This window comes from Lapidilactobacillus salsurivasis (genome assembly GCF_054785215.1).
In genome coordinates this window covers 193,173-209,489 of the sequence record NZ_BAAABI010000001.1, presented here as the reverse complement: position 1 = coordinate 209,489, position 16,317 = coordinate 193,173, and the positions used below count along the sequence as shown (strand labels likewise).

Below are 16,317 nucleotides of genomic sequence, written 5' to 3'. Positions count from 1 at the left end.
ATTCTATAAATGAAAACGGAAACGTTTCCAAAATCAATCGATCACAGCAGACTTCCAGTGGTATCAAGATTTCCACTTTTTTATTGGGTTAAAGTGGAAACGTTTCTAAAAGGAGGAGGAACTATTGGAAAACAGTTCAGAAATTCAGAATCAGCAATCGCTCAAGGCGACGTCTGGGGTCAGAATCAGTAAATGGACCAAGACGAAGAATCGACTTAAACGCGATAAATGGTTATACGTCTTGTTATTGCCCGGCGTGATTCTGACAATCATCTTTAAGTACTTTCCAATGTATGGCGCCATTATTGCATTCAAAGATTACAATCCGATGTTAGGAATCACGGCTAGTCCTTGGGTCGGCTTGCAACACTTCAAAGATTTCATTTTTTCACCAAATTTCAGTATGTTATTGACCAACACCTTGAAAATCAGTATTTATGGGCTATTATTGGGCTTTTTGCCGCCAATCATTTTGGCGATTTCGCTGAATCAGATCATCAGTAAGAAGATTCGCCAGAAACTGCAACTGATTCTCTATGCCCCCAACTTTATCTCGGTGGTCATCATCGTGGGGATGCTGTTCTTGTTCTTGTCCGCGAACGGTCCGATCAATAGCTTGATCACGAAGATAACGGGGCATCCGATCTTGTTCATGTCGAATCCTGGCTATTTCCGGTCGATCTATATTCTTTCCGGAATTTGGCAAGGCATTGGCTGGTCATCAATTCTGTACACGGCAACCTTGGCGGGGGTCAATTCGGATCTTTACGAAGCAGCCAATTTGGATGGGGCTAATATTCTTCAACGGATCTGGCACATTGATTTACCTGCATTAAGACCGATCATGGTCATTAACTTTATTCTTTCGGCAGGCAACATTATGAATGTCGGCTATGAAAAGGCGTTTTTGATGCAGACCTCAATGAATATTCCCACCTCTGAGATCATTTCCACTTATGTTTACAAAATCGGGCTGCAATCCGGGGATTACGCGTATTCAGCAGCAGTGGGCTTGTTCAATATGGTGATCAATGTTGTCTTGTTGGTCATCGTCAACGGCATTACTAAGAAATTAAACGACGGGGAAGGACTCTAGGTGAACGCACATGGATATGCAAACGTATACCAAATTTGATAAACGCATCATGCGGGTCAACCGCATCATTATCGCCTTCTTGGTTCTGATCACGATCATCCCGTTGATTTACGTTGTGATTGCCTCTTTTATGGATCCGGCGACGCTGATCAACAAGGGCATCAGTTTCAATCCGCGTGATTGGACCACTCAAGGGTACCGTCGGGTTTTCGCCGACTCATCGATTCTGCGTGGCTTTATGAACTCGCTGTTCTACTCGTTCACTTTTAGTTTCTTGACGGTCTTAGTGACGATGCTGACGGCCTATCCGTTGTCCAAAAAGGACCTTGTTGGCCGCAATGTGATCACGATGTTCTTTGTCATCACAATGTTTGTTGGGGGCGGTTTGATTCCAACCTACTTGATCATCAAAGATCTGGGTATGCTGGATACACCTTGGGCCTTGATCGTTCCTGGGGCCGTTAATGTTTGGAATATCATTCTAGCACGGACTTATTTCAACGGGTTGCCGAAAGAGTTGTCGGAGGCGGCGACGATCGATGGGGCGAATGATCTGCAAATCCTTTTCAAGATCATGTTGCCCCTAGCTAAGCCGATCATGTTCGTCTTGTTCTTGTACGCGTTTGTTGGGCAGTGGAACGCCTACTTCGACGCCATGATTTACTTAAAGAATCCCGACTTGCAACCTTTGCAACTGGTGTTAAGAAATATTCTGATCCAAAATCAGCCTTCCCAGGATATGATCGGCGCGAATACGGCTATGGCCGAAATGAAACAAATTGCGGAGTTGATCAAGTATTCAACGATCGTTATTTCCAGTTTACCGTTGATCGTGATGTATCCATTCTTCCAGAAATATTTTGATAAGGGCATTTTGGTTGGCTCGATCAAGGGCTAGACCAAAAAAAGGAGAGAGAAAAATGAAGAAAAGTATTCTTGCGTTATCATTACTTGTTGTTACGGCGCTGACCCTGACAGCATGTGGTAAATCTGGGGCTGCTGCGTCAAAATCCAGTCCAGATTATGAATTGACTAAGGTCAAATTACCATTGAAGAAGAAAGTAACGTTGAAAATGATTTCCCAAGGAGCAGCGTTGGCCCCTAAAGATCCTAATAGTAAACTGATCTTCAAACGCTTGGAAAAAGATACGAATGTGCATATCGACTGGACCAATTACAATGCGGATTTTGCAGAAAAACGAAACTTGGACATTGCCAGTGGTGATTTGCCTGACGCCATCTTTAACGCTGGCGCAAGTGATTATGATCTGTTGAATTGGGCGGATAGCGATGTCATTGTGCCGGTAGAAGGCCTGATCGACAAATATATGCCTAATCTGAAGAAAATATTCGCCGAGAATCCGGAATATAAACAGTTGTCCACTGCGCCAGATGGTCATATTTATTCATTCCCTTGGATCGAGGAATTGGGTAAAGATAAGGAATCGATCCATACGGTCAATGACATGGCCTGGATCAATACAAGTTGGCTAAAGAAATTAGGCTTGAAAATGCCGACCACGACAGCCGAATTGATGACGGTTTTGCAGGCTTTCAAGACCAAGGACCCTAACGGCAATGGGAAAGCCGATGAAATTCCGTTCTCCTTTATCAATAATGGTGGCAATGAGGATCTGAAATTCTTATTTGCGGCCTTTGGTCTAGGGGACAATGATGACCATTTGATCGTGGATAATAAGGGGAAGGCAATCTTTACGGCGGATAAACCTGGTTATCAAGCGGCAATTAAGTATTTTCACGAGATGTACCAAGCGGGCCTGATCGACTCGGAAGCATTTGAACAAGATTGGAATACTTACGTAGCCAAGGGTAAGGCTCAGAAGCTGGGGGTTTATTTCACCTGGGATAAGACCAATATCACGGGGGATAATGATGATTATGATGTGTTGCCAGTCTTGGCTGGCCCGAGTGGGGAAAAGCATGTGACGCGGACGAATGGGATGGGCTTCTCACGGGATCGATTTGTGATCACCAGCGCCAATAAGAATCAAGAATTGACCGCACGATGGGTCGACAAAATGTATGAACCGTTACAATCCGTTCAGAATAACTGGGGCACATATGGCGATAAGAAGCAGGCCAATATCTTCGAATTGAAGGATGGGATGTTACATCATTTGCCCCTCAATGGTACGGCACCCGGCGAATTGCGGCAAAAGACTGAAGGCGCTGGTCCGTTGGCTGTGCTGAACAGTTACTATGGTAAAGTGACCACAATGCCAGATGATGCCCAATGGCGCCTGAACTTGATGCATCAGACTTACACGCCATATATCACCAATGACAATACTTACCCTAAGGTTTTCTTAGATAAGAAGGATACCGACCGTTTGGCAAAAATCGAAACGGATATGTGGGATTATATTTATCGTAAGCGGGCTGAATGGATCACCAATGGCAAGATCGATAAGGAATGGCCAGCGTATCTCAAGGAACTGAAACGAGTTGGGCTTGATGATTGGTTGCAGATCAAACAGAAAGGTTATGATAAATTTGTGAAGGGGGCCAGTGCCAATGATTGAGCAGCATAATTTGCTGGCCCAAGCTAACAGCTTCGTCGAACATCAGCGCAATAAGGTCAATCCCCGATATCGGAATCACTATCACTTGATGGCGCCAGTCGGCTGGATCAATGACCCCAATGGTTTTATCTATTATCGCAATGAATACCACATGTTTTATCAGTATCATCCTTATTCGGCTGAATGGGGCCCGATGTATTGGGGACACGCGAAATCTAAGGACCTGATCCATTGGGAACACTTACCCATTGCGCTGGCGCCAGATCAATGGTACGACAAGGATGGTTGCTTCTCAGGCAGTGCCTTTGAGTATGAGCAACGGCTATATCTGATGTACACCGGTCACCGCGTGGAAGCTGGGGTAGCCTATCAAACGCAATGTCTCGCCGTTTCTGAAGACGGGGTTCACTTTGAGAAGTTGACTAGCAATCCAGTGATCAGTGGGACGGAATTAGGATCAGTCGGTGATCTTCATGATTTTCGTGATCCAAAGGTCGTTATTCATGATCATCGCTTTTACGCGCTGGTTGCATCAAAGACAGCAGATCAACGGGGGCAGGTCTTGCTTTTCACCTCAACGGATCTACTGAAATGGGACTATCAGAGTGTTTTGTTAGCGGGTAATGCTGACCAGGGTGTGATGTGGGAGTGCCCGGACTTCTTCGACTTGGATGGTCAGACGGTATTATTGGTCTCACCAGTCCAAATCAAGGCTCAGGGCCAAGAGTATCAGAATATTAGTTCGACCGTTGCTTTTATTGGCGCGATGGATTGGGCCAGCGGTCAATTTAGTCCGCAAACTTATCATGAGGTGGACCATGGTTTGGACTTCTATGCGGCCCAAACCTTGGTTGATAGTCGTGGCCAGCGGATCATGATGGCTTGGATGCAAATGTGGGGACGAACGATGCCCACCGCCGAGCTGGATCATCATTGGTCGGGGTCCATGACACTACCGCGCGAACTGCATATTCGCGATCAACGCTTATTACAAAAGCCGTTAACGACTATTTATCGTGATCTTGAATATAGCTACGGCTCAGAGAATATTGAAGTGACGACACAGCCGGTGACCTTTCATAAGTTGGTGCAAGAGAATACTTATTTCCAGGCCGTGATTGATTTGACTGCGGCGCAACGCTTTGAGATCGACTTTGCCAAGAGCCACAGCGGCTGCTTGAAGATGATCTATGACCAGTCCCTGGGCACCTTCACCCTTTCCCGGAAACAAATGGGTTATGTGATCACCGGAGACGAGCCAGGTGCTCATGATCAGCGGACCGTGACGGTGCCGTTAGTCAGTGAGCAGCTAGTAATCGAGGTCTTTCGGGATACGAGTTCCCTTGAAGTTTTCATCAATGGGCTTGAGACGATGTCGATGACCTTCTATGAAGTTGAGCGGGGCGAAGATATTGAATTCACCGCTACTGGTCAGGCACGAATTATTTCTTTTGAGATTGGACGGGTTAAATCATGACATTATATGGTGCGATCGAGGCAGGCGGAACTAAATTTGTTCTGGCCGTCGGTGACGAGAAATATCAAATCGTTGATCAGTTGACGATTCCCACTGAAACACCAGCAATTACGATGGCCGCAACGATTGCGTTCTTTCGAAAATATCGATTGACGGCGATCGGTCTGGGGACATTCGGTCCAGTTGATCTGAATCCGCAGTCCCCCACATACGGCTATATCACGAACACACCTAAGCAAGCTTGGGTCAATTATCCAATCGTCGCGACGTTGACCGCGGCGTTGCAGATACCGGTGATGGTCACCACCGATGTTAATGTTTCGTGTTATGGGGAATACTTTTTTGGTAATGCGCAGCAGCTCAAAAGTTGCCTGTACTATACTGTCGGAACAGGTATCGGTGCTGGGGCGATCAATCGCGGTCAAATCGTCGGCAACTTAGCACATCCGGAAATGGGGCATGTTGCGTTGGCAATCGATCCTCGGGATACTTTTGCTGGTTGTTGTCCCTATCATGGTAATTGTCTGGAGGGGATGGCTAGTGGCACTGCCTTGACGCAAAGAACCGGGCAGTCGGGCCGAGCGATCCCGGCAACTGATCCAGCTTGGGAGTTGATCGAAAACTATTTGGGTCAAGCCATTTACAATGCCAGTCTAACCTTGGATCCGGAAGTGATCGTTCTAGGTGGTGGTGTGATGAAGCAGCCGCGGGTCATCGAAGGCATCAGACGAAAGTTTCTCGCCTTGGATCATGGCTATCGAACCATTGCCATAACCGACTATATTCAACCAGCGCGCTTGGCGGATCAGCAGGGCATCCTAGGTTGCTTGGTCTTAGCCATGGGGAAAGTCAATTGACACTAGCTAATCTTTAAACCTTACATTATACTTTGGTTATGAATGTGAGGGATCGCGGATATGAAAGTAACGATGAAAGAGGTCGCCAGATTAGCAGGTGTCGGCGTAGGAACTGTTTCTCGGGTGCTGAACAATGGCTCAGTCAAGGCGACCACTAGGCAAAAAGTTGAAGCGGCCATTGCTGAATTGGGCTACCAACCTGATTTTTACGCCCGGGGGCTGAAGACCAACCGAACGCAGACCGTTGCTTTGATTCTGCCCAGTGTCTGGCACCCTTTCTTTGCTGAATTTGCTTTCCGAGTTGAGAAAAGCCTCGAAGCACGGCATTACAAAATGTATTTGTGTGATTCAGATGGTAATGCAGAGAAAGAAAAGGATTATATTCAGTTGGTTGCTCAGAACAAAGTTGATGGGATCATCGGCATTACTTATTCTGACATTGATAAATACATTTCGAGTAACTTGCCATTTGTGAGTATCGATCGTTATTTTACTGAGGATGTCATTTATGTCACGGCGGACAATTCCACCGGCGGCAGAATGGCGGTTTCGGAGCTGGTCGCGCGGGGTTGCAAAAATATCGCCTATATCGGTGGCTATCAGGAAACCCCCAATGAAACGAAAAGTCGACGCAAATATTTTGAAATCGAGTGCAACGAGCGCGGCCTCAACTACCATGTCCTCGATATGTTGGAGCCCATCACTTGGCCAAATCTAGTGACGCAAGTGGTGGCATTGATCGGGCAACATCCAACCATTGATGGGATCTTTACGATCAATGATGGGATGGCCTTAGATGTGATCAGGATTTTGCGCCGGCAGGGCTATCGTATTCCGGAAGACATACAGGTCATTGGCTTTGATGGTCAGCGGATCAATGATGGCGCTGATTATCTGGTTTCAACGATTGCACAGCCGGTCAAGGAGATGGCCGAGCAGGCGGTGGCGCGCTTGATCGCGGTGATCGAGGGTCAAACCGTCCCACAACGCACGGTCTTGCCGGTGCATTTCGAGGACGGGGGAACAACGAAACCACGGCAAATCGACCTGAAGTAAGGGGCAAGCGCCAACGATTACGGTTATCAATAGTGGCAACAGTAAAAGACCAGCTCATCTGAGCTGGTCTTTTACTCTCGGATTAAAGGGACTAGCGCTATTTCAAGCAAAATACGATCACCCTTTTGCGCTGGAGACTAATGAGGGCGCTTTGATCCGTGATTTCTCCGCGGGAACACCATGACGCCTAAGCCTAACAGGGCCCCACTAAGCAACAGCATGCCTAGTTGCTGATTCCGCCTGTTGCGGGTCTCGGCAGTCTGGGGCAGTCGATCGGGTGCGCCAGGTTCAGCCCCGGTCGCAGGCAAAAGTGGCCGTTCAGGATCCACCGTGGTTTCGTCAGGATCGGCCTGATTGTCCTGCTCAGTCCCGTCATCGCCAGAATCATTCTCGATATCTTGATCATCATCAGGCTCTGGTGCGATCGTGTCGTCGTCACCGTCGTCGCCGTCATCAGGTTGTTCACCGTTATTGTTCCCATCGTCACCATCATCGGGACTTTCGGAACCGCCGCCACCGGGAGTCTCGGAACCGTCACCTTCATCAGGCACTTGCCCCCAAGGCACATAGGTTGCTGCCCGTGGTGATTTGTTGTATAACGCCATCAATTTCTCATTGGTGAAAACCGCAGCGTCATCGTCAATTTGTTGCCATTTGCCGTCTCGTCCCGAGGATTCCGGCAGGCCAACCGCGGTCGTTAATTTGGTGGTTGCACCAAGCTTCAATTTTTTCAAATTAACGAGGCCAGTCAGCATCATATCCAGTCCATCGTCGTCTAGTTGCGTGGTGGTCAGCCCCGAAATGTCCAAATCTTCCAGTTGACTCAAGCCACTAGGCTCACCTGTGTTCAAATTTATCGATGCGAACATGCCCATCGCAGTGGTCAAGTTTCCCGTCTGGAAGTGGCTGAGGTCCAGTCGATGTAATGAATTGGTGTTTAAAAACATCGTGTCCATGGTTTTGGCATTGCTCGTATCCAGACCGGTCAAATTTATCGATTCCAAACTGGCGCAATCAGAGAAGGTATGTGACAAATCACCTAGCGGCTTATCCGCAAAGGGTCGAAGATCTAATGCGGTCAGGCTTGAGCACCCTGAGAACATTTGATCCAATGAATAGGAATAGGGTGGTTGTATCGGTGTGTCAGACAGCGAGGCAAAAGCACTCAAATCCAGGCTCTTTAGCTGTAAGCAATCGGTAAACATGCTATAAATCGCCGCAGCCTGACTGAAATTGAAATGCGTGATATCTAACTCTGTTAATTTGGAACACCCTTCAAACATGGCACTGAAGTTCGTGACCTGAGTGGTGGTCATTTCATCTAAACCAACAATTTCGGTTAGGGTCTTGGTCCCAGCGAACATACCAGGCATATAAATAGCGGCACTAGTATCCAAAGGTGAGACATCTAAACTTGTTAGGCTCGAACAACCCGAGAACATTTGTGAGAAATCGGTGGCGGCACTGGTTTCAAAATGGGTCAGGTCGATTGCTGGCAGTGACGCGCAATCGTTTAAGAGATAGCTCAGATCATTGACTTGGGCTGTTTGTAATTGCGAAATATTTTCAAGGACGGTCAGAGACCGCATATTATCGAAAAGGCCGGCTAAACTGCGAAAAGTACCCGTACTATCCGTTGTTGCCTGGGCAGTCACGGGACCCTCAAAAACAACTTTTTGAATCTTAGCTTGCTTGCTTAACCAAGGTAATTTGGAACGCTGGGATGGATCGGTGATATTGTAATCAAAAGCAATCTCGCCTAATTCACCGCCACCTAGGTAAAGCACCAATGTTCCAGCTTGATCCTCCAGACGCCAAGCGACCGTTCCGAAGGTGCCGTTCTCCAAAACTTGGTCTGTTTCCGAAGTTACTGGTGTGGGCGTTTCGGTGGTCTGTGATTCGGTGATCTCGGTGGACGCGGTGGTGCCATGGTCACCCTGATCGGCCTGTGCTTGTTCGTCAAGTTTTGCCACTGTCGCCGTAACTGAGGGGACCGGAACTGGGTCCGTTGTGATCGGTGTTGCCACCAGCTGATCGCTGCCAGGGATAGACTCAGCTGATTGTAAAGTGGCATTGCTACGAGGCTGGGTGTTGCTTGTTGCGCCCTCTGATGGCGATGTCGTGGCCGTCGCCGCCAAAATCGTGGCCGCTGGCACAGTGATCGGATTGGATAACATCAAGCCGCAAAGACAAAACCAGCCAGCATAAAGCAGTCGTCGTGGTTTGTTCACGGCGACCGTTTGCTGGCCAGCGAGTGGTGGTTGCTGTTTAGTTTTCATGGTTTCCCCCTGTTTGTGTCAAAGCCGATAATCAAATTCTTCCCCAAACTTTGCCGAAACATAGCTAGACATAATGCTTGCAAGCTAAACATAGCAGATGACCAGAAAAAAGTAAAGATTAATGCCGTGGAAACGCTGTGGGTGGACTTGCCAGCGAATGTGCGCGCGGCAAATCTTGATCGGTCCGCGCAGATCATAGAAGAACGGGCTGGATTGGCTGTAATTTGTTGGGGAAAGTTGTATAATGAATCTATTAATTTTTCTCATCAAATTATTATTATTGGAGGCAATCATGACAGAAACAACGCGTTTTTATCAGGCATTTCAACCAGACCATTACCAAGTTTATCTCGACATCGATCGCGGCACGAAGGTGATCAGCGGGAAAACCACGATCAGCGGGCAGGCGAGCACGGCCCAAATCGCGATCCATCAGAAGGATCTGGCAGTGACCACCGTTGTCGCAGACGGCGCGGCAGTGCCCTTTACCTTGGATCAAGCAAATGATGCCCTGCGGATCGCATTACCACAAGCAGGCGCTGTGTCCGTGACGATTACCTATACCGCGCCGTTGACCGACACGATGATGGGGATCTATCCTTCCTACTATGAATTGAACGGTGTCAAGGAACAGATCATTGGGACGCAATTTGAAACCAACGCTGCTCGGCAAGCCTTCCCCTGTGTGGATGAACCCGAAGCCAAAGCGACCTTTGATTTGGCCATCAAATATGATGAGCGACCAGGCGAAACCACTTTGAGCAACATGCCAGAACTGCGCGTGGAAAATGGCGTCCATTATTTTGCGACCACGGTTAAAATGTCGACATACTTGGTTGCCTTCGCGTTTGGCGAGTTGCAAAGTAAATTGACGACGACCAAGAGTGGCGTTCAAGTCGGTGTTTTTGGCACGAAAGCTCATGTGGCCAAAGAACTGGATTTTGCTTTGGATATTGCCAAACGGTCGATCGAATTTTACGAAGACTTCTATCAAACACCTTATCCACTGCCCCATTCTTGGCAGTTGGCCTTACCTGACTTCTCCGCCGGCGCGATGGAGAACTGGGGTCTGGTAACTTATCGCGAAGCCTACTTGTTGATCGATCCGGACAATACGGCCTTACAGATGAAGCAGTTGGTCGCGACGGTGATCGCCCATGAATTGGCCCATCAATGGTTTGGCGATTTGGTGACGATGAAGTGGTGGGATGATCTGTGGTTGAATGAAAGTTTTGCCAATATGATGGAATACGTGGCAATCGACGCGATCGAACCAGATTGGCATGTTTGGGAATTATTCCAAAAGTCTGATGTGCCGGCGGCTTTGACGCGGGATGCCACGGACGGCGTGCAATCTGTCCATGTTACGGTGGAGGATCCAGCCGAGATCGATTCCTTGTTCGACGGCGCCATCGTTTACGCCAAGGGGGCGCGGATGTTGGTGATGGTTCGGGCACTGTTAGGCGATGAGGCTTTGCGAGCTGGTTTGAAGAATTATTTCGCCGCCCATCAATATGGCAACGCCACCGGGGCTGATCTGTGGGCAGCTTTAGGCGCGGCTTCAGGAATGGATGTTGGCGCGATCATGCAGTCTTGGCTGGAACAACCAGGCTATCCAGTGGTCAGCGCCAGCGTGGTTGCTGGACAATTGACCGTTAGCCAGCAACAATTCTTCATTGGCGCTGGTCAAGAGTCTGGCCGCCAATGGCAAATCCCATTGAACAGTAATTATGACGCCGCCCCAACGATCATGACTGAGAAGCAAGTTGTGCTCGGCGATTATGCCACCCTGCGCGCCGCGGTGGGCCAGCCGTTCCGTTTGAATGTAGGGAATAATTCTCACTTTATCGTCAACTATGATCAGACGTTATTGGCCGATCTTTTGCAACAGGCGCCAGCAATGGACCCGATCTCACAATTACAGATTTTGCAAGACTTGCGCTTACTTGCAGAAGGACACCAGATTTCCTACGCTGACTTAGTGCCACTTTTACCAAAATTCGCCAACAGCGCCGCGAGCCTGACCAACGCGGCCTTGTACCGAGTGGTGAACAACCTCAAGAAATTCGTTCAACCAGACTCCGCCGCTGAGAAAAACTTACAGGCGTTTGTCGATCAGTTGAGCGCTGGGCAAATGGCGCGGTTAGGCTGGACGGCCCAAGCCGGTGAATCGATCGATGACCAAATGACCCGACCATTTATTTTGGACGCGGCTCAATACGCTAAGAATCGGCAAGCCATTGCGGCGGCACACGAGATTTTCAGCGCGAATCAGGCTGATCTGGGGTCCTTGCCGGCGGAAACACGGCCGTATATTTTGGCCAATGAAGTGGTCCATTACGGCTCGGCAGCACTCTTCGACCGCTTGTTAGCGGATTATCGTCATTCCGCTGACGCCAGCTACAAGAGCAGCCTGTGCTTCGCGTTGACCAAGACGCCGGATCCAGACTTGATTGCCCGACTGGTAACCGCCTTTGAAGATGCGGACACCATCAAACCTCAAGACCTACGAGCTTGGTACAGCAATGTTTTGAATAACAAAGCTGGTCAACAAGCGGCTTGGGACTGGTTGCGCAACGAATGGTCCTGGCTAGGAAAAACCGTTGGTGGCGACATGGAATTCCCAACCTACATCACGGTGACCACAAGCGCGTTCCGCACCCCAGAGCGGCTGGCTGAATTCAAGGCTTTCTTTGAGCCGAAAATCAACGAGTCCGGCTTGATGCGGGAGATCAAGATGGATACCAAAGTGATTGAAGGTCGCGTCGCCTTGATTGCTGACGAACAGGCGGCAGTCAATGCTGCTGTAGCAGCTGTTGTTGCTAAATAACATTGTTGGATAGTATTTGAGTTGCTTGCTTAGATTGCAGGTGTGGTGGGTTTGGATGGGAACGCAACCTCCTAAGGACGTTTGTCGTGGCTGGAACGCAGTGGGCATCGTTTGAAGCCAATCCGCAAGCCCAGCGGCTTGTCTTCAAATCGAGCCTTATTCTAAGCGATAAATCGCTAAGAATAATCTCACCGCTGAGCCACACGTCCTGAGGCGGTTGCTAGGCAGAATTGATCCTATCTGCAATTAAGGCGAAGGATTTGACGAAGTGGTTTCGCAAGCGAGAGATTAAAACAATCGCCAATTTTTTTGATGGTGCGACAATGCCAACCGATTCGGATCAGGAGTTCGGGATATTTTGCGTAGGCTGAGCATCTCTACTTGTTTCCGTAACAATCCGTGCATGGAAAACGACTGATTCGACTGATACATCAAGAACTTGACTTTGTTCATCAGACAGACTGTACCGGTGTTACCAATTTAAAGCTTGTAACCACTAACCATGGTCGCCAATTGCGTGGCTCCCCATCAATTGGCAATAGCTTGTTGCCAGACGGCGTGAGTGCTCAAACGGCTGTTAAAACGTTGAGCGGCTGGAGCGGAGAGAATCGGGGTGAGATCGCCGTGAAATTGGTCTTAGTGGCTGTGCCACTTAGACCAAGGCTCAGCTTTGAGATTCGCGGGTTTTGCGAAGCTCAAAGTGACGCCCACAGCGAGCTCACCCCGATTCTCGCAGCGCAAGCTGCGGCCAAGCTACTTTTGCTAGGCCAATGCTCAGAAGCAATTCAGGTCGGCTCACACTCTGTCGCGGAGCCAGATTATTTTTGGTGAAGGGGCTTTACAATTCAGACGAATCTGGTAAGATTAAATTCACAGAACAAAAAAACAAGAAGCAAGACAAGTAAAACTCGCCAGCCTGACAGTGAATTGGGAATAGTGAAAACCCAACCAGTGCCTGCCCCGTTTGAAAAACACTTGCTTAGTTGCTCGTCAAAATGATCCGCGGATCAAAGTAGGTCGAGCCGTTGCCGGTACGTTACCATCGGTGGTGTATGTTTGTACACTATTGAGGTGGTCTGTTCGTGAACAGGCAACTTGGGTGGTACCGCGAAGTCTTTCGTCCCTAGATTTAGGGATGAGAGACTTTTTTTTATGGAAAAATCGAGGAGGAAAATGCAATGAAATTAGTGATTCCCACGGCCTATGACCCCAAATTGTCGATACCAGAAACGCAAAAAGCGATTCGTTTTATTCGGGAGACTTTCCAGGATGAGTTTGGTCGGGAAATGAATCTGTCCCGGCTGTCGGCGCCGATGTTCGTTGACCAGGCGACAGGGTTGAACGATAATCTGAGCGGTGTGGAGGAGCCGGTCCATTTCACCATGGCGGATCTGCCGGATCGACGGATCGAGATCGTTCATTCGCTGGCGAAGTGGAAACGGGTCGCCTTGAAGCGTTATGGTTTCAAAATGCACGAAGGCTTGTACACCAATATGAACGCGATTCGTAAGGACGAGGAGCTGGATAATATCCATTCGGCTTACGTTGACCAGTGGGATTGGGAGAAAATCATCGCCAAAAACGAGCGGACCTTGACCACGCTAGAGGAAACGGTCCAGACGATTTTTAAAGTGATCAAGCATATGGAACACGAAGTTTGGTATCGCTATCCGCAAGCGGTCCATCATTTGCCTGAGCAGATCCATTTCGTGACGACGCAGGAATTGGCGGATCGTTATCCTGATTTCAATGATAAGGAACGTGAAAATGCGATTTGTCGCGAACTGGGGTGTGTTTTTCTCATGCAGATCGGCGGTCGCCTGCGCAATGGTGAACGTCATGATGATCGCGCGCCGGATTATGACGACTGGCAATTGAATGGCGATATTCTCTTTTGGTATGAGCCGTTGCAAATGGCCTTGGAGATTTCCAGCATGGGCATTCGGGTGGATCAGGATTCGCTGGTGTCGCAATTGCGGGAACTGAATTTGGAGGAACGGCTGCAATTTCCTTATCATCAACAGGTTTTGAATCACCAATTACCATACACGATCGGCGGCGGGATCGGCCAGTCGCGGTTGTGCATGTTGCTGCTGGGCAAAGCACATGTTGGTGAAGTCCAAGCGAGTATTTGGCCGCAAGCGATGTTGGATCAATGTGCGGCCAAGCGGATCCAGATCTTGTAAGTGAATCTAAACGTTGATTGGGGTCTGATGATCAGAATTTTGTAGCGATAGTGTCAAAATACGGTATTTTGAACGGGAAACTCGTTTGAAATACCGTATTGCGAATGAATGACGGTGGGCTTTTTTATTATTTAAAAATTTTCTGCCAAGCGCTTGCCTTCGTCTTACTCTAAGGGAGTAACCTAAGCTCATTGTTAAAGTGAAACAAAAACGATGGAGGCACATGAGATGAAAACAAGAGAAGTCATGATTGTAACTGGCGCTGGTCAAATCGGCCTGGCGATCGCCCGGCGAATGGGTGTGGGGAAGAAAATTATTTTGGGTGACAAGGTCTTGGCCCATGCCCAAGCGATGGCTAAAATCCTGAACGAGGCGGGTTTTGATGCGCTGCCGGTGGAATTGGATTTGGCGTCACGGACGTCAATCAAACAGTTGCTGGCTACCGCTCAAAGTTTTGGCGTGATCAAGTCCTTGGTGAACGCGGCTGGTGTTTCGCCAAGCCAAGCGTCGATCGAGACGATTTTACAGGTCGATCTTTACGGCACGGCGGTCTTACTCGAAGAAGTTGGCCAGGTGATCGCACCCGACGGTGTTGGCGTGACGATCTCCAGCCAATCAGGCCATCGCATGCCGGCGCTAACGGCGGCGGAGGATGAACAGCTAGCGTTGACGCCGACCGAAGAGCTCTTGGATTTGCCCTTGTTACAACCAGAACAGGTCCGCGATTCGTTGCACGCTTACCAATTGGCTAAACGATGCAATGAGAAACGCGTGATGGCCGAAGCAGTCAAATGGGGTCAACGGGGCGCGCGGTTGAATGACATCGCGCCGGGAATCATTGTGACACCGCTAGCCTTGGATGAGTTCAATGGTCCGCGTGGCGATTTTTACAAAAATATGTTTGCTAAATCGCCGGCAGGGCGCCCCGGCACCGCTGATGAAGTCGCGAATGTGGCCGATTTATTGATGAGTGAGTCGGGAGCTTTTATTAGCGGGTCCACTTTCCTGATCGATGGTGGCGCCACCGCCGCTTATTTCTATGGACCCCTGCGACCTGGAACAACGAATTAAGCGTGCTACTGCCTTATTGCGGAAAGAATCTCAGGATAAATTAGATACACGAAAGCATGATCGTCGGTTGGCGAGCATGCTTTTTTTGAACCTGTGCTTGATTGCGGGTGTAGTGGGTTTGGGTGGGGACGCAACCGCCTCAGGACGTTTGTCGTGGCTGGAACGCGGTGGGCACTGTTTTGAGCCAATCCGCAAGCCCGGCGGCTTGTCTCAAAATCAGGCCTTATTCTAAGCGATAAATCGCTAAGAATAATCTCACCGCTGAGCCACACGTCCTGAGGCGGTTGCTAGACAGAATTGAGCCTATCTGCAATCGAGGCGAAGGATTTGATGAAGTGGTTTTGCGAGGTAGAGGTCAAACCAATTGCCCACTTTTGGGGTGGTACGGTAACACCAACGGGTTCGGATTAGGAAGTCAGGACATTTTGCGTAGGCCGAACATCTCTATTTGTTTCCTTAATGATTCATGGGTGGAAACTGACTGATTCAGCTGATTCATCAAGAACCTGTCCCAGTTCATCAGACAGACTGGACTGGTGTCACCGATTTAAAGCTGGTGACCACTACCCAAGGTCGTCAATTGCGTGGCTCCTCATCAATTGACCATAGCCTGCCAGTAGGCGGGAGCGCTCAAACGGCTGTTAAAACGTTGAGCGGCTGGAGCGGAGAAATTCGGGGTGAGATCGCCGTGAAATTGTCCTTGGCGGCTCTGCCGCTTAGGACAAGGCCTGATTTTGAGACAAGCCGCGCACTTTGCGGATTGGCTCAAAACAGCGCCCACAGCGAGCTCACCCCGAATTTCGCAGCGCAAGCTGCGGACATCATAGAAACCATCAGAGTAACGTTGATCGCATTAAGGCAAACACCGGTTCGACATTATGTTACAATCATGGTAGCAATTGAGTGACGGTCAGGTTTTGAT

General features: G+C 48.9%; 14 protein-coding genes. 12 read left to right on the top strand and 2 right to left on the bottom strand.

Features of this window, described 5'->3' with window-relative positions:
- The first annotated feature begins 184 nt into the window (after positions 1 to 184).
- Genes ACYVSB_RS00955 through ACYVSB_RS00930 form a run of 6 tightly spaced genes read left to right on the top strand, consistent with a single transcriptional unit; the run spans position 185 to position 7,029 of the window.
- Positions 185 to 1,096 (top strand): ABC transporter permease, encoded by a 912-nt coding sequence (locus ACYVSB_RS00955; protein ID WP_225422187.1) that lies wholly within the window; start codon positions 185 to 187, stop codon positions 1,094 to 1,096.
- A 10-nt stretch (positions 1,097 to 1,106) separates the two neighbouring features.
- Positions 1,107 to 1,994 (top strand): carbohydrate ABC transporter permease, encoded by an 888-nt coding sequence (locus tag ACYVSB_RS00950; RefSeq protein ID WP_125599997.1) that lies wholly within the window; start codon positions 1,107 to 1,109, stop codon positions 1,992 to 1,994.
- Between the two features lie 22 nt (positions 1,995 to 2,016).
- Complete coding sequence (locus ACYVSB_RS00945; protein ID WP_461218062.1) at positions 2,017 to 3,639, top strand: ABC transporter substrate-binding protein; 1,623 nt, start codon at positions 2,017 to 2,019, stop codon at positions 3,637 to 3,639.
- Positions 3,632 to 5,116 carry a glycoside hydrolase family 32 protein gene (locus ACYVSB_RS00940; protein WP_461218061.1) on the top strand — a complete coding sequence of 495 codons (1,485 nt, stop codon included), beginning with the start codon at positions 3,632 to 3,634 and terminating at the stop codon, positions 5,114 to 5,116. The genes ACYVSB_RS00945 and ACYVSB_RS00940 overlap by 8 nt, the downstream gene beginning before the upstream one ends.
- Positions 5,113 to 5,973: an ROK family protein gene (locus ACYVSB_RS00935; RefSeq protein ID WP_461218060.1), complete on the top strand. Its 861-nt coding sequence runs from the start codon at positions 5,113 to 5,115 to the stop codon at positions 5,971 to 5,973. Before ACYVSB_RS00940 ends, ACYVSB_RS00935 begins: the two co-directional genes overlap by 4 nt.
- A gap of 60 nt (positions 5,974 to 6,033) precedes the next feature.
- Positions 6,034 to 7,029: a LacI family DNA-binding transcriptional regulator gene (locus tag ACYVSB_RS00930; RefSeq protein WP_461218059.1), complete on the top strand. Its 996-nt coding sequence runs from the start codon at positions 6,034 to 6,036 to the stop codon at positions 7,027 to 7,029.
- Between the two features lie 137 nt (positions 7,030 to 7,166).
- Here ACYVSB_RS00930 and ACYVSB_RS00925 read toward each other — a convergent pair whose 3' ends face one another.
- Positions 7,167 to 9,308, bottom strand: coding sequence for a BspA family leucine-rich repeat surface protein (locus ACYVSB_RS00925; protein WP_461218058.1), 2,142 nt, complete (start codon positions 9,306 to 9,308; stop codon positions 7,167 to 7,169).
- 292 nt (positions 9,309 to 9,600) lie between these two features.
- Here ACYVSB_RS00925 and ACYVSB_RS00920 point away from each other — a divergent pair, with 292 nt between their 5' ends.
- From ACYVSB_RS00920 to ACYVSB_RS00900, 5 genes are all read left to right on the top strand, one after another.
- Positions 9,601 to 12,138, top strand: coding sequence for a M1 family metallopeptidase (locus ACYVSB_RS00920; RefSeq protein WP_461218057.1), 2,538 nt, complete (start codon positions 9,601 to 9,603; stop codon positions 12,136 to 12,138).
- A gap of 86 nt (positions 12,139 to 12,224) precedes the next feature.
- Complete coding sequence (locus tag ACYVSB_RS00915; protein WP_263853232.1) at positions 12,225 to 12,350, top strand: hypothetical protein; 126 nt, start codon at positions 12,225 to 12,227, stop codon at positions 12,348 to 12,350.
- A gap of 187 nt (positions 12,351 to 12,537) precedes the next feature.
- Complete coding sequence (locus tag ACYVSB_RS00910) at positions 12,538 to 12,969, top strand: hypothetical protein (protein ID WP_461218056.1); 432 nt, start codon at positions 12,538 to 12,540, stop codon at positions 12,967 to 12,969.
- Positions 12,970 to 13,316: 347 nt separating this feature from the next.
- Entirely contained in the window at positions 13,317 to 14,324 is a 1,008-nt protein-coding gene (gene asnA, locus ACYVSB_RS00905) for an aspartate--ammonia ligase (protein ID WP_261805949.1), read from the top strand.
- Positions 14,325 to 14,552: 228 nt separating this feature from the next.
- A complete protein-coding gene (locus ACYVSB_RS00900) occupies positions 14,553 to 15,395 on the top strand; it encodes an SDR family oxidoreductase (RefSeq protein WP_461218055.1) in 843 nt (280 codons plus the stop codon).
- A 5-nt stretch (positions 15,396 to 15,400) separates the two neighbouring features.
- Here the strand turns inward: ACYVSB_RS00900 and ACYVSB_RS00895 are convergent, their stop codons facing one another.
- Entirely contained in the window at positions 15,401 to 15,667 is a 267-nt protein-coding gene (locus ACYVSB_RS00895) for a hypothetical protein (RefSeq protein WP_461218054.1), read from the bottom strand.
- 284 nt (positions 15,668 to 15,951) lie between these two features.
- Here ACYVSB_RS00895 and ACYVSB_RS00890 point away from each other — a divergent pair, with 284 nt between their 5' ends.
- On the top strand, positions 15,952 to 16,302 hold the full coding sequence (locus tag ACYVSB_RS00890; protein WP_461218053.1) for a hypothetical protein: 351 nt from the start codon (positions 15,952 to 15,954) through the stop codon (positions 16,300 to 16,302).
- The last annotated feature ends 15 nt before the right edge of the window (positions 16,303 to 16,317 follow it).

Bases quoted from the DNA above. Each gene is read 5' to 3' on its own strand.
- ACYVSB_RS00950 (WP_125599997.1), top strand. From the start codon at position 1,107: ATGGATATGCAAACGTATACCAAATTTGATAAACGCATCATGCGGGTC.
- ACYVSB_RS00940 (WP_461218061.1), top strand. From the start codon at position 3,632: ATGATTGAGCAGCATAATTTGCTGGCCCAAGCTAACAGCTTCGTCGAA.
- ACYVSB_RS00925 (WP_461218058.1), bottom strand. From the start codon at position 9,308: ATGAAAACTAAACAGCAACCACCACTCGCTGGCCAGCAAACGGTCGCC.
- ACYVSB_RS00930 (WP_461218059.1), top strand. From the start codon at position 6,034: ATGAAAGTAACGATGAAAGAGGTCGCCAGATTAGCAGGTGTCGGCGTA.
- asnA (WP_261805949.1), top strand. From the start codon at position 13,317: ATGAAATTAGTGATTCCCACGGCCTATGACCCCAAATTGTCGATACCA.
- ACYVSB_RS00900 (WP_461218055.1), top strand. From the start codon at position 14,553: ATGAAAACAAGAGAAGTCATGATTGTAACTGGCGCTGGTCAAATCGGC.
- ACYVSB_RS00935 (WP_461218060.1), top strand. From the start codon at position 5,113: ATGACATTATATGGTGCGATCGAGGCAGGCGGAACTAAATTTGTTCTG.
- ACYVSB_RS00920 (WP_461218057.1), top strand. From the start codon at position 9,601: ATGACAGAAACAACGCGTTTTTATCAGGCATTTCAACCAGACCATTAC.
- ACYVSB_RS00945 (WP_461218062.1), top strand. From the start codon at position 2,017: ATGAAGAAAAGTATTCTTGCGTTATCATTACTTGTTGTTACGGCGCTG.